13 protein-coding genes are annotated in these 13,656 nt (G+C 59.7%); 3 read left to right on the top strand and 10 right to left on the bottom strand.

Going from position 1 to position 13,656, the window contains the following annotated elements:
• Positions 1–35 precede the first annotated feature (35 nt).
• On the top strand, positions 36–1,463 hold the full coding sequence (gene pdxR, locus AK829_RS03460) for a MocR-like pyridoxine biosynthesis transcription factor PdxR (RefSeq protein ID WP_052204291.1): 1,428 nt from the start codon (positions 36–38) through the stop codon (positions 1,461–1,463).
• On the opposite strand, the gene arc is transcribed toward pdxR, so the two are convergent.
• Genes arc through AK829_RS03445 form a run of 3 tightly spaced genes read right to left on the bottom strand, consistent with a single transcriptional unit; the run spans position 1,421 to position 5,074 of the window.
• Positions 1,421–3,022: a proteasome ATPase gene (gene arc, locus AK829_RS03455; protein ID WP_052204290.1), complete on the bottom strand. Its 1,602-nt coding sequence runs from the start codon at positions 3,020–3,022 to the stop codon at positions 1,421–1,423. The genes pdxR and arc overlap by 43 nt on opposite strands.
• An 18-nt stretch (positions 3,023–3,040) precedes the next feature.
• On the bottom strand, positions 3,041–3,874 hold the full coding sequence (locus tag AK829_RS03450; RefSeq protein WP_052204288.1) for a tRNA (adenine-N1)-methyltransferase: 834 nt from the start codon (positions 3,872–3,874) through the stop codon (positions 3,041–3,043).
• The gene (locus tag AK829_RS03445) at positions 3,875–5,074 is read right to left on the bottom strand and encodes a M18 family aminopeptidase (RefSeq protein ID WP_052204286.1); all 1,200 of its coding nucleotides are present in this window, start codon (positions 5,072–5,074) and stop codon (positions 3,875–3,877) included.
• A 35-nt stretch (positions 5,075–5,109) separates the two neighbouring features.
• On the opposite strand from AK829_RS03445, the gene AK829_RS03440 reads away from it, so the two are divergent.
• Both AK829_RS03440 and AK829_RS03435 read left to right on the top strand, forming a co-directional pair.
• A complete protein-coding gene (locus AK829_RS03440; RefSeq protein ID WP_052204285.1) occupies positions 5,110–5,901 on the top strand; it encodes a RecB family exonuclease in 792 nt (263 codons plus the stop codon).
• Between the two features lie 122 nt (positions 5,902–6,023).
• Complete coding sequence (locus AK829_RS03435) at positions 6,024–7,091, top strand: HNH endonuclease signature motif containing protein (protein ID WP_052204283.1); 1,068 nt, start codon at positions 6,024–6,026, stop codon at positions 7,089–7,091.
• Here the strand turns inward: AK829_RS03435 and AK829_RS03430 are convergent.
• Genes AK829_RS03430 through mshC form a run of 7 tightly spaced genes read right to left on the bottom strand, consistent with a single transcriptional unit; the run spans position 7,088 to position 13,656 of the window.
• Positions 7,088–8,743, bottom strand: coding sequence for a formate--tetrahydrofolate ligase (locus AK829_RS03430; protein WP_052204282.1), 1,656 nt, complete (start codon positions 8,741–8,743; stop codon positions 7,088–7,090). The two genes, AK829_RS03435 and AK829_RS03430, sit on opposite strands and share 4 nt — an antisense overlap.
• Before the next feature lie 29 nt (positions 8,744–8,772).
• Positions 8,773–10,197: an aspartate ammonia-lyase gene (gene aspA / locus AK829_RS03425; RefSeq protein ID WP_052204279.1), complete on the bottom strand. Its 1,425-nt coding sequence runs from the start codon at positions 10,195–10,197 to the stop codon at positions 8,773–8,775.
• Between the two features lie 33 nt (positions 10,198–10,230).
• A complete protein-coding gene (hisG, locus tag AK829_RS03420; protein ID WP_052204276.1) occupies positions 10,231–11,079 on the bottom strand; it encodes an ATP phosphoribosyltransferase in 849 nt (282 codons plus the stop codon).
• Between the two features lie 18 nt (positions 11,080–11,097).
• Positions 11,098–11,361, bottom strand: coding sequence for a phosphoribosyl-ATP diphosphatase (locus AK829_RS03415; RefSeq protein ID WP_052204275.1), 264 nt, complete (start codon positions 11,359–11,361; stop codon positions 11,098–11,100).
• An 11-nt stretch (positions 11,362–11,372) separates the two neighbouring features.
• A complete protein-coding gene (locus tag AK829_RS03410) occupies positions 11,373–12,050 on the bottom strand; it encodes an HAD family hydrolase (protein ID WP_308314013.1) in 678 nt (225 codons plus the stop codon).
• Complete coding sequence (locus AK829_RS03405; protein ID WP_052204273.1) at positions 12,043–12,426, bottom strand: hypothetical protein; 384 nt, start codon at positions 12,424–12,426, stop codon at positions 12,043–12,045. The genes AK829_RS03410 and AK829_RS03405 overlap by 8 nt, the downstream gene beginning before the upstream one ends.
• A 15-nt stretch (positions 12,427–12,441) precedes the next feature.
• Complete coding sequence (gene mshC / locus AK829_RS03400) at positions 12,442–13,656, bottom strand: cysteine--1-D-myo-inosityl 2-amino-2-deoxy-alpha-D-glucopyranoside ligase (RefSeq protein ID WP_052206359.1); 1,215 nt, start codon at positions 13,654–13,656, stop codon at positions 12,442–12,444.

The following is a 13,656-nucleotide window of genomic DNA, read 5'->3' as shown; positions in this document are numbered from 1 at the left end:
GTTAGGTGTGAATTCTTTGTACCAGTGAGGGCATTGTGCTTATCGACGTCTCCCCCGCCAACCCCCAACCCCTCCCCGCCCAAATCGCCGCAGCGGTGCGGGCGGCCGTGGCTAATGGAACACTTCGCCCCGGAGATACCGTGCCGTCAACCAGGGCGCTTGCCATGCAAGCGAAAGTATCAAGGGGAACGGTTGTCTCTGCTTATGAGCAGTTAATCAGCGAAGGCTACCTGCTTGCTTCACAGGGAGCACCAACACGCGTCCACCCGGATCTGGTTCTTGCGCCGCATACGCAGCAGCGCAAGCAAGCCACTGGCAAGGTGACGCATAATAAGCGGGGAAATAGGCGCAAGCAGGAACTCATCTCGCTAAAACCAGCGCCCGGCACAGCTGGTTTAATCCGCCCAGCAGCCTGGCATGCGGCGTGGCGGGAGGCTGCATCTGACTCGGGCGGGCGGGTTGATAAGGCAGGTCAGGTAGAGCTGCGTGACGCAATCGCGGAGCATCTGCGCGTTGCGCGCAGCCTTGCGGTGGATCCTGGCAACGTGGTGGTCACTGGCGGTTCCCGCGAAGGTTTGATGCTGATTCTGCTTACGCTTGCATCCCACAGTTCGGGGCGGTTACGCATTGGCGTTGAGAGTCCAGGACACCCCGGCCTACAGCGCGTTATCGAAGCAGCTGGTCACGAGATTGTTCCGTGCCCAACGGATAGTCACGGTGTGTGCGTTGATACCCTGCCCGCAACCTTGGACGCGATCCTGGTTACGCCTGCTCACTTGTATCCGCTCGGTGGTGCCATGCCGGTTGCTCGCCGGTCGCAGCTTCTGCGCTGGGCAGCTGAGACTTCGACCTCGATTATCGAAGATGATTTCAACGCAGAACTTCGCTACCGCACAGCCCCACAGCCGACCCTGGCAGCTATTGCTGGGGACGGCGCAGATGTATTTACGCTCGGAACATTTTCAACGTTGCTGTCTCGCGAGCTCGCCGCAGGCTATGTTGTTGCCTCAAACTCCCAGGCAGAGGCCCTAGGGCGTACGCGACAGGTGTTGGGTATGCCGGTCAGCGCGGTCACGCAACGTGCGATAGCTTCGCTACTTCGCGGCGGCTACGTCCGCCGCAACACCAAGGCCACCCACGCCAGGCTGGCGAAGCGACGCGCCATTTTGGAAAGCCGCGTTGTACCCGCCCTTGCCAAGGTTGCCTCGCATGCTCAGCTTTCCGACGGCACCGGCGCCGACCTCATCGCCCACTTCCCCACCCGCGGGCACCGCAACGACTTTGCAGGCGTACTGGCGCGCTCCGGGTTTGAAGCTGGCCGCGCAGACACTGCGCTGACGATGAGTTTCGCGCACCTGTCTGACCAGGACTTCAACCGAGCAATCAACGCCATCGTGGAGACACTCGAGAATACAGACAGTTACTCCGAGCCGGAAACCACCTCAGCGGAAACAACGCGCTGACCGTGACGTCCGGTAATTCGAGCCCACTCATCCGGGTTTGCCGTGTTCGGGAGGTCCTCACTTTCGTCTTGTTCTGCACGAACAGCAAGTTGCAAGTGCTCGACGCTCACACCAACATGTTCCTCGACAACATGTTCCTCGACAACTTGGTCCGTGCCAGGGTGGTTAGCACCCTCAGTACCAGCACCCTTAGCACTGGCGGCGTTGGAAATGTGATCCTTGATCGCTAGCTTCTTGGCGCGGTCAACCACGTTTGCAATCATCGCGCCAGAGACAAAGTCGTGGTAGTGAAGGGTTTCCGTGGTGCCGTCGGCAAGCGTGAGGCGGACAAACGGGCGAGGGGCGTACATCGCCTCCACTGCAGCATCGATGAGGTCCTCGGACGAGGAAGCAAGCGGGATGTCGTCAGTGATGTAGCGGGCAAAAATATCCGCCGCCTCATCCCGGTTCGGGCGGGACACCCTGATTTTGATGTCAAGGCGACCAGGTCGCAGAATCGCCGGGTCGATGAGTTCTTCGCGGTTGGTCGCACCGATGACAATGACGTTTGCGATGTCTTCAACACCGTCAATCTCCGTCAACAACTGCGGGACCACTGTGGTTTCCATGTCGGAGCTCACCCCGGAGCCGCGGGTGCGGAAAATTGACTCCATCTCATCAAAAAACACGATCACCGGACGACCATCAGAAGCCAGCTCACGAGCACGCTCAAAAATGAGCCGAATACGACGCTCCGTCTCGCCCACGAACTTGTTCAGAAGCTCTGGACCTTTGACGTTAATGAAGTGGGCCTGCCCGCCGTCGCCAATACGCTGCGACAACGAATTAGCCACGGCCTTTGCAATCAACGTCTTACCGCATCCCGGAGGCCCATACAGCAACAACCCCTTCGGCGGCGCCAAGCGGTACTGCTGGTACAACTCCGGATACGCAAACGGCAACTCGACAGAGTCTTTGATCGTCTCGATCTGCGAGGACAGACCACCAATATCGGCGTACGTCACGTCCGGCACCTCCTCAAGGGAGAGCTGATTGACCTCAGTCTTCGGTACGCGCTCAAACGCAAACCCAGACTTTAAGTCCACCAGCACGGTGTCACCTGCGCGGGCCTGCGATTGCAAAGGTTCAGTCAGACGCACCAAGTGCTCAGTGCCTTGTTGGTCAGCCACCACTGCCCGCGTGCCACCAATCTTCTCAATCAGGGTAGTTAGCTGCCCGGTGGTGTCGTAGGAGCAGGCTTCGACGATCACGGTGCCGTCGCCAAGCCTGACCAGCTTGCCCGGCTTCAGCGAGTCCGGCGCAACCGTCGGCGCGATCTTGACCCGCATCTGCCGACCTGAGGTATAGATCTCAGCTTCATGATCCTGCGACGCCGGCTCAAGGTAAATGCCGTAAGTCGAAGCTGGCTCCCCCAAAGCCTCGACCTGGGCGTAGAGGCTGTTGAGCTTGTCGCGACTCGATTTCAACAGCTCTGCAAGCTTGGTGTTGCGCTCAGAGATATCCCTGTTCTCGCGCTTTAATTGGCGCAGTTCCGGCCCGAAAGCATCGTCAGTGATCATGCCTCGAGCATAACGAGATTACCTACGCGCGCGACGCTGCGGCCTCGGCGGCGTCACCCCATCAGCCAACCGGCGAGTCCACACCAGGAACGCAGTGTGCGCGTTCATGCGATGCTCCGGGCGAGTTGCCAGCCCCTCAACCTTCCACTCACGCAGCAGCGTTTCCCACGCGCGCGGCTCCGTAAAGCACTTCGCCTCACGGATAGCCTCCATGATGTTCATCAGCTGCGGCACCGTAGCCACATACGTCATGAACACACCACCAGGAATCAGCAAGTTTTTCACAGTGTCAATGAAATGCCACGGTTCCACCATGTCCAGGATCAGGCGATCCACCGGGCCGCCGAGATCATCAACGGTCACCTCGCCGAAATCCCCCAAGCGCGGGGTCCACCACTGCGGCTCAGAGCCGAAGTACTCCGCCACGTTATTGCGGGCAAACTCCAAGTGATCGTCACGGATCTCATAGGAAAACACGCGCCCTTCCGGGCCAACCGCGCGAAGCAACGACATGGTCAAGGCACCCGAGCCTGCGCCAGCCTCCAACACGCGTGCACCCATGAAGATGTCGCCCTCAACCAGGATCTGCGCAGCATCCTTGGGGTAAATCACCGCAGCACCACGCGGCATAGACAGCACATGGTCTACCAACAGGTGACGGAAGCACAGGTAGTCCGCGCCGAGGGTGGACTGCACTACGCTGCCTTCATCAGCGCCGATGATGTCGTTGTGCTCCACAATGCCCTTATGCGAATGGAACTGACCGTCGGGCACAAGCTCAATGGTGAAGTGCCGACGCTTCGCGTCCGTGAGCTGTACCTTATCGCCCGCCTGGAATTTGCCCGAATACATTTATGCCCCTTTGTAGTACGCAGTTAGCGCCGCCTCGAACCAGGCCTGGTCTTGCAAACCAACCAGTTCCCGTGCTGAATGCATGGAGAGCAGCGGCACGCCGACATCTACCGTAGGGATTCCAAGGCGTGTAGAAGAAATCGGCCCGATCGTTGAGCCGCACGGCACAGCATTGTGGCCAACAAACGTCTGCACAGGGACCTCTGCCACAGCACACGCCCGGTGCCAGAGCGCTTCCGTCACCGCATTCGACGCATAGCGCTGATTCGCGTTGATCTTCAGCACAGGGCCGTGATTCATCAGCGGGCGGTGCGTCGGATCGTGCTTTTGCGGGTAGTTGGGGTGCACGGCATGCGCCGCGTCTGCGGAAATCACGGACGATGCCGCGTAAACATCCAGCGGGTCGCCCATATCACCTGCTAACTTGGCCAGGACTCGTTCCAGCAGCGGCCCACCGGCGCCAACCGCGGTGGCCGATCCGATCTCCTCATGATTGAACGAGGCAAACACAAGCACATCCCCATCTGCCGGCGCATCAGCCACTGCAGCCAGGAAGGCACGCGCAGACGCGTGGACGCTGGACAAGTTGTCCAAGCGCCCTGCAGCCAGGAGGTCCCCCATCGCCGCAGGAGCCTGCGTATCTACGGCGATGAGATCGTGCGAAACAATATGCTTCGGGTCAACGCCTGCGGCCTCACCCATAATGTCCACCATCGGAGTATCCACGCACAACACTGGCTGCATGTGGGTCTGGCGGTCCATCTCTGGGGCATCGCTGCGGTAGAGGTGAATAGCCAAGTTGGGAACGCGGGCAATGGGAAGGGTGGTGATGAGGTGCGACGTGGCGTCGTCAAGCACGATGCGCCCTGCAAACGCCAGTTCACGGTCGAACCACGACTGCAACACCGGCCCGCCGTACACCTCAACCGCCAGCTGACGAAAACCCTCGCCGGCAAACTCTGGGTTCGGCTTCAGCCACAACCCGGGGGAATCCGTATGCGACCCGACAATGCGAAAACGCGGGTTAGCACGCTCCGGCACCCACCAGGCAATCACCGAACCATCTTGAACGATGACGTGGCCACCAGGGGTGATCTCTGAATCTTCGGCAAAACCAGCACCAACAAACGCGCTACGAACAACGTCGGCTGCGTGGAACGCACTCGGGCTGGCGGTGATGAACTCTGCAAGGCTACGCATGGTTCCACCCTAGCGCTGCGCTAAGGTTGGCTTCGATGACGCTCGCATTATCTCCGTCGCGCGCAGGCGACTACCAGCAATGCCCCCTGATGTACCGGCTGAAGGCCATCGACAAGATTCCTGAGCCGAAAACCATCCACCAGGTGCGCGGATCCCTCGTGCACGCGGTGTTGGAAGAGATGTTCACCTGGCCACGGGACCAGCGGACGTATCCAGCCGCGGTCAAAGAGCTGCGGCCAGCGTGGGCGAGACTTCAGGAGCTCGAGCCCGCGTGCGCGGAGCCGGTTGAGGACGAAATGCAGCTGCTTATCGACGCCCGCGCGCTCCTCAAAGGCTACTTCCACATGGAAGGCCCAGAGCGCTTCGACCCACACGCACAGGAAATGCGTGTGGAGTCCGTCCTGCCAAACGGCGTGCCGGTGCGCGGATTCATCGACCGAGTCGACATCGCTGATTCAGGCGAAGTGCGGGTGGTGGACTATAAGACCGGCAAAATGCCGCCGCCACGGTTCGCAGACAGCGCGCTGTTTCAGATGCGATTCTATGCGCTGGTGTACTGGCGTCTCTTTAACGTCATCCCAGCGCAGCTGAAGCTGATGTACCTGAAGGTGATGGACTCTATGGTGATCCAGCCTTCGCGTGAGGAGCTGGAGTATTTTGAACGCGATCTTGGCGATCTATGGGCCAATATTGTTGCCGACGGAAAAGAGGGAACGTTTAAGCCGAAAACGTCCAAACTTTGCGGCTGGTGTTCGTTCCAATCACTGTGCCCAGAGTACGGAGGTACGCCGCCACCCTATCCCGGATGGCCCGAAGTTTTTCAATAACAAGCGCTGAATTTTCAATAAGGACCCGTTTCTGTGGATAACTTCTGGGGGTTTGACCAAGTTATCCACAGGCGGCGAAAAACCTATTGACCAGGGGTTGACCGCCGTCTACCTTCCTGGCCATGAATCCTTTTGAACAGTTCTTACACGCACCAACCATTGACATCCTTGAGTGGTTCGACCGCGACCAAGCGATCGCGGCTGGCTACGACAAAGCCAAAGTGAACGAGTGGGCCAAGCTCCAGGAAATCTACTTCGGCCCCACTCAACAGCGACGCCAGCAAGAAAAAGCACGAGACAAGGCCCGACGTTCAAAACTGAATTTGGACCAGCTGGCCATGCTTGAGCGACGGCTGCGCAGCATCAAAGACAAGCGCACGCGAGACAAGATCCGCATCCAGCTGCTCAGCGTCCGCGGCACGTACCGGACGCTTGCCGAACGCGCGAAAGCATTGATCCCTCAGGCGCAGCGTAAGGCGACACCGCGGGTGACGTTTTCAAAGTCCCGTGACAAGCTACGCACCGTCACTTTTACCGCTGACGAGCACGAACTTGCAGATTTGGAGCACGAATGTACCTCAGGGCTTGACCCGACCAAGCCAGCGATGCCGCAGATGGTGAAACGATTACTTGCCGTGTTGCGTGGCGGTGGCGTGGGGCGGGCAGTGCGGCGCCCAATGATTCTGGTGCCACTCGATGAGCACGTGAAGATTCTGGCTGGCCAAGGCGACGAAACGATCCTAGGTCTTAGCGACGGTACCACCATCACCGGCGCCGAATACCTTGCCGCACAGTACGGCAAGGAGCTTGAGGTCGGGCTTTTTCACCCTCAAGAAGGCCCTGTGAACCTCTACCGCACGAAGCGCCTGGCAAACCAAAAGCAGCGGGATCTAGCGCGCCTGGTCATGCCGGTATGTCCGGTGCCGGATTGCCGCCATGGTTCTGAAGCTTGCGAGTTGCACCACATCACCTCCTGGAAGGCAGGTGGTGAGACAAACCTGAGCAACTTGGCGCCACTATGCCGCTATCACAACCGGGTCAATGATGATGACCCGCTGCGCAAAAAGCGAGGTCGCATCGAAAGTATCGACGGGACCCCGACGTGGGTATCTCCGAACGGTCACCCGGTGCCGAACCCGTATCACCCATTTGGGGCGATGCGGCAGCTGTTCGGCACCGCTAGGACCTAGAACAGGCCGGAGATGACGCCGTTGCCGTCGACGTTGATGTTGTTGGCGGCTGGCACCTTGGGGAGGCCCGGCATGGTCATGACGTCACCAGTCAACGCGACGATGAAGCCTGCACCGGTACGTGGCAACAGGTTGCGTACGTGCAGAGTGTGGCCGGTTGGCGCACCGAGCTGCGAGGGATCGTCGGAGAACGAGTACTGCGTCTTGGAAATGCATACCGGCAGGGTGTCCCAGCCGTTTTCCTTAAGCGTCTGCAAGTCCTTCAGTGCTGCTTGGGAGTACTGGACGTTCTCAGCGCGGTAGACCTCCCGTGCAATGGTTTCGATGGCGTTTTCAATGCCGTCTGCGGGATCGTACAGCGTGGTCGACTGGTTCTCGGTGAGGTTGTCCAGCAGGGTGCGGGCTAGGTCCTCGGCACCTTCGCCACCCTTTTCCCACACCTTAGCGATCTCGAGTGCAATGCCTTTTTCGCGCGCCCAGTTGCGGACGTATTCGCGCTCGGCGTCGGTGTCGGTGACAAAGTCGTTGAGTGCCACTACCGGGGTCACGCCGAACTTGCGGAGGTTTTCCACGTGGCGCTCGAGGTTGACAATGCCAGCTGCGACAGCGTCGAGGTTTTCCTCGGAGAGCTTTTGCTTATCGACGCCCGCGTTGTACTTCATCGACCTAATCGTCACCACAATCACGGCACCGGCAACATCCAACTCACCAGCACGCGCCTTGATGTCGAAGAACTTCTCAGCTCCAAGGTCGGATCCGAAGCCTGCTTCGGTAAGCACGATATCGGCATACGCCTGGGCGGTACGGGTAGCAATAAGCGTGTTGCAGCCGTGTGCGATGTTGGCGAACGGGCCACCGTGGATGAAAGCCGGCGTGCCGCCAAGTGTTTGCACCAGGTTCGGGTTGATCGCTTCCTTCAAAAGTGCGGCCATTGCGCCTTCGGCGTTGAGCTGGCTCGCGGTAACGGGTTTCTTGTCGTAGGTCAGGCCAACTGTGATGTTGCCAAGGCGGCGCTTGAGGTCATCCAGGTCAGTCGCTAAGCCCAAAATCGCCATGATTTCGGAGGCTGCGGTGATGGTGAATCCCGTCTCCGTCGGCACGCCGTTGCCCGGCCCACCAAGACCTGTGACTACGTTGCGCAGCGAACGATCGTTGACATCCAGACAGCGCTGCCAGGTGATCCTGCGCGGGTCAATGCCCAATTCGTTGCCCTGCTGAATGTGGTTATCTACAAGCGCTGCGAGCGTGTTGTTGGCGGACGTGATGGCGTGGAAATCGCCCGTGAAGTGCAGGTTGATGTTCTCCATCGGCACCACCTGGGAGTAGCCGCCGCCGGCGGCGCCGCCCTTGATACCCATCACGGGACCAAGCGACGGCTCACGCAGCGCCACAATCGCCTTCTTCCCCAACCGCGCCAGCGCATCCGTCAGGCCGATCAGGGTTGTGGACTTACCCTCGCCAGCCGGGGTTGGTGAAACTCCGGTGACAAGCACAAGCTTGCCCGGATTGTTGTCCGGCACCTGGGTGATGTCGACCTTCGCCATGTAGCGGCCGTACGGCACCAGCGCGTCGGCCGATACACCTGCGCGATCAGCGATATCAGTAATGGGTTCTAGCGTGTGGGCTTGAGCAATTTCAACATCGGTCCTCATGAACCCCAAGAGTACCGCAGCTTCAGGCTCTAATCTTCGTCAATGTAGAGCTTGCCGCGGTACTCCGGATGCATGAGGTTTTCCTTGCTCAGGACCTTCTTCAGTTCATCTTCGGTCATGAGCTCGTGCTCAAGCACAAGGTCGTAGACGCTCTTGCCGGTTGCGGCGGCCTCGCGCCCGATGACATCGCCCATGTGGTGGCCGATCACCGGGTTCAGGTAGGTGATGATGCCAATGGAACGCGTCACGTAGGCTTCACACACCTCCTTGTTTGCGGTAATGCCCACGACACACTTCTCGCGCAGCGTCTTCGCCGCGTTAGACAGTAGGTTGATCGACTCAAACAGCGACTGCGCAATCACCGGCTCCATCACGTTGAGCTGCAGCTGGCCAGCTTCCGCCGCCATGGAGACAGTGACGTCATTACCAAACACCTTGAAGCAGACCTGGTTGACAACCTCCGGGATAACGGGGTTGACCTTTGCCGGCATAATCGACGAGCCCGCCTGACGCTCCGGCAAGTTGATCTCGTTCAACCCTGCACGCGGGCCAGACGACAGGAGACGCAAATCGTTGCAAATTTTCGACAGTTTCATCGCAGCGCGCTTGAGCGCGGAGTGCATCATGACGTAGCCGCCGGTGTCAGAGGTGGCCTCGATAAGATCCGGGGAAGCCTGAATATCCAGCCCGGTCACCTCACGCAGCGCGGAGACCACCTGGTCGCGGTACCCCGTCGGAGTGTTAATTCCGGTGCCAATCGCGGTGGCGCCAAGATTGACCTCCAAAAGCGAATCCGCAGCACTGTTGATGGTGCGCTGCTCCTCTGCAAGATTGGCGCCGAAAGCGGTGAATTCTTGGCCAAGGGTCATCGGCACAGCGTCTTGAAGCTGGGTGCGGCCCATCTTGATAATGTCCGCAAACTCGTCGCCCTTTGCGCGCAGTGCCTTCTGTAGCTCATCAAGCTCCGCCATCAATCCTTGTACAGCGTAGAACACTCCGAGGCGGAAGCCCGTTGGATATGCGTCGTTGGTGGACTGCGACATATTGACGTCATCGTTAGGGTTGATCACGTCATAGGCGCCCTTCGGCTCGCCCAACAGCTCCAGTGCAACGTTGGCTACGACCTCATTAGTGTTCATGTTCACCGACGTGCCAGCACCACCCTGGAACACGTCAGAGGGGAACTGATCCATGCAGTAGCCCTCGTTGAGGATCTTGTCGCACGCAGCGACAATTGCCTCAGACTTTTTCTTTGGCAGGGTGTGCAGGCGGCGGTTCGCAATCGCCGTCGCCTTCTTCACCTCAACCATGCCGCGGATGAACTCCGGGAACTGATTAATGGTGGTGCCGGAGATCTGGAAGTTGTCCACAGCACGCAGTGTGTGGATGCCGTAGAACTTATCGTTGGGAACGTCGAGGCGACCAAGCAGGTCTTCTTCAGTGCGAGTGCTCATAGCCTCCCACTATAGCCACGCGATAAAGACTGGTTACAGGCGTGCGATCCGCAGCTCGGTAGCCAGAACACCCTGGGCGCCAAGCGCGGAGAGTTCATCCATCACCCGGTTTGCGGCAGACTTCTCAACCATTGCGCGAACCGCTACCCAATCGTCACGATGCAGTGGGGACACCGTCGGTCCGGTAATACCCGGTGTCAACGCCAACGCCTGCTCCAAGTCTGCCCTAGCTACGTTGTAGTCAATCATCAAGTAGTTGTGTGCGGTCAGGATGCCGGTGATGCGGCCGAGGACGCGGCGGTGGGCGTCGTTAAGCTGCATGCCCTCACGCTTGACCACAACGGCACAGCTGGTCATGATCGGCTCACCAAACGGGGCCAATCCTTGCTGACGCAACGTCGCACCGGTCGAGACCACGTCCGCAATCACATCCGCCACCCCCAGCTTGATGGAAATCTCCACCGCCCCATCGAGGCGGATCACTGAACCAGGCGTAATCCCCTTCTCAGCCAAGTAATCCTCAACCAGGTGCGGGTACGACGTGGCAATGCGCTTGCCCTCCAACGCCTCAACAGTCCACGACTCGCCCTGCGGCGCCGCAAAACGGAACGTTGACGCACCAAACCCAAGGTCTAAAACCTCCTCGACAGACGCACGTGAATCCGCAGCCAAATCACGGCCAGTGATCCCCAAATCAAGGTGACCTTGCGCGACATAGATCGCGATATCCTTCGGACGCAGAAAGAAAAACTCCACGTCATTGGATTCATCGACCACGTTCAAGGCTTTGGTAATGCCTCGGCCTTTGTAGCCTGCTTCCTTCAGTACCTGGACGGCGTGCTCGGACAGTGACCCTTTGTTGGGCACAGCGATGCGGATCATGGTGTTCCTTAAAAAGCGTTAGAGGTACTTGTAAATGTCGTCTGGAGTCAGGCCGCGCTCCAGCATCATCACCTGCGTCCAGTAGATCAGCTGGCTCATCTCCTCAGCCAGCTCGGCATCAGACTGGTATTCGGCGGCGATCCATACCTCGCCAGCTTCCTCGATGATCTTCTTCCCAATGAAATGGGCGCCCTTGTCCAACGCTTCCACGGTGGCGGAGCCGGCGGGACGCTCGGCGGCTTTGGCGGTGAGTTCAGCAAAAAGATCGTCGAAGTGTTTCACGGTGGGTAATGCTAGCCCACCATGGCGTGTGCGCGTGCGAACCAGTCCGCAATATCGTCCGCCTTTGCGCCAACAAAGTCCGTTGGATCAAACTTCAACACACCCTCAGGCACCGTTTCGGCAAGCCCCAGCACCGCGCATCCGGCGGCGGCCGCAGCACTCATGCCGGTCCACGAGTCCTCGAACACGAGGCAATCTCTGGGCGCCGCACCAGCGCGACGGGCTGCTTCGACGTACATGTCGGGGGCGGGTTTTGCCTGAGCAACGTCCTCGCCGCTAAGGATGTCTACAAAGTAGTGCGCGCCAATGCCCGCGATGCACGGATCTGCCAGCACGTGCGGCGTGTTAGTGGCTACGTACATAGGCACCCCGCGCTCACGCAGCGCCGCAAGCACGTCGCCGACGCCTGGGTTGAGCGCCACGCCTTCGCCCATCAGTTGCGCCATGCGGGTGTGCATGATGGTGCGGAGGTGGTTCACGCGAGCGTCGTCAAGCTGATAGCCCGTGTAGCGCGACAGGATGCCCACGGTGTTTTCAAACGAACCGCCGACGGTTTCCTCACGCACCTCCGGTGGGATGCGGCGGCCCATGTATTCAGACAGTTCGTAGGTGGCGATGCCCCACAGCGGCTCCGTGTCCACCAGGGTGCCGTCCATGTCCCAAAACACCGCAGCAGGCAGGCTACTCAAGTTCAGGCAACTCCCCTAGCGCCTCATCGGTGGCACCTGTCGCGGCGGCCGCGCGCAACACGAGTGCCTCGATGTCTGCCTTCTCCTCCGGCTCCAGCACCGCGTCGGCGTGCTTGGCGTTGAACTCGGCCAAGTTTGCGTAAAACGGCGCGACAACCTTGACAAGCGTTTCCCCGGTTGGGTCATCACCGCATTGCTCGAGCGCGTCCAGAAACATCTCCAGGATGTGCTTCAGATCGGGCAATACTGCGGGGTCGAAGGGCTCGTCCCAAAGATCCTTGTCCTCATCTGCCAGGTAGGAGCCGGATGCAAAAGTGGTCAGATCTGCGATGAACTCGTCGACGTCTGCCTGAAACTGCTCACGAATCGTGGTCATGACTGCAATCTTTCCTTAGTGCCCTGAGATCTGCACACCGAGCAGCCCGTCGATGGCGGCTGCCAGCATGCCGTCGGCGTCGCCAGTTGCCTCATCGATGATTGCCAGGGCAGCCGGCGTGTCCAGGTCGTTTGCCAGGGCATTCCTTAGCTTATCGACGCCCACGCGCACCTCCCCCACGTCACCCTCATTCGCCAACGCCTCACGCCACCTTGCCAAACGAGCCTCAGCAGCATCGAGGCCCTCATACGTGAAGTCGCGGTCCGCGCGGTAGTGACCGTCGAACACGGCGAGGCGAATCGCCGAAGGGTCGTGTCCCGCCTCGGTGAGCTTGTGCACAAACACGAGGTTGCCCAAGGATTTGCTCATCTTCACCCCGTCCAGCGCAATCATGCCGCTGTGGACGTAGTGGCCCGCCATACGCTGCGTGTTGTGGGCGGCCTCGGCGTGGGCGGCGGAAAACTCGTGGTGGGGAAACGCCAAGTCACTGCCTCCACCCTGGATGGCAAACGTTGCGCCAAGGCGGTTCGTAGCAATCGCCGAGCACTCCACGTGCCAGCCTGGACGACCTAGGCCAAACGGCGACTCCCAGGCAGGCTCGCCTTCCCTGTGGCCACGCCATAGCAGGGCATCCAACGGATCGCGCTTGCCTTCGCGCTGCGGGTCGCCACCGCGCTCGGCGAAAAACTTAAGCATGGTCGCGCGGTCCAGGTTGGACTCATAACCAAACTGGGCTGTGGCATCGATAGGCGCGTAGATATCACCGTGGTCCAGCTTGTACGCGGCCCCGGCATCCAACAGACGTTGAATCATCACGACGATTTCATCAACCGCCTCCATCGCCCCGATGTAGTCTCGCGGCGGGATGACGGACAACGTCTCCATGTCGCTGCGGAACAGATCAATCTGGCTGGTGCCAAGCTCGCGCCAGTCCACTCCGTCGCGGGCGGCGCGCTCGAACAGCGGGTCGTCTACGTCGGTGATGTTTTGGACGTAGTGCACCTTGTGTCCATTCGCCAGCAGCTGGCGGTACACCAGGTCAAACGTGAGATACGTCGCAGCGTGCCCTAGGTGTGTCGAGTCATAGGGGGTGATGCCGCAGACGTACATGCCTACTTCTTCACCGCTGGTGTCTACGGGTTTGATGCGTTGATCAGCGGTGTCGTACATCGACAACGGGACGGCGGTCCCAGGGACGGCAGAAACAGAGGGCACGGGCCAAGATTGCAT

The sequence above is a fragment of the Corynebacterium riegelii genome (genome assembly GCF_001263755.1).
Lineage (GTDB): Bacteria > Actinomycetota > Actinomycetes > Mycobacteriales > Mycobacteriaceae > Corynebacterium > Corynebacterium riegelii.
Note: the sequence above shows the minus strand (reverse complement) of the source record. Positions and strands in the feature narration are given on the sequence as shown.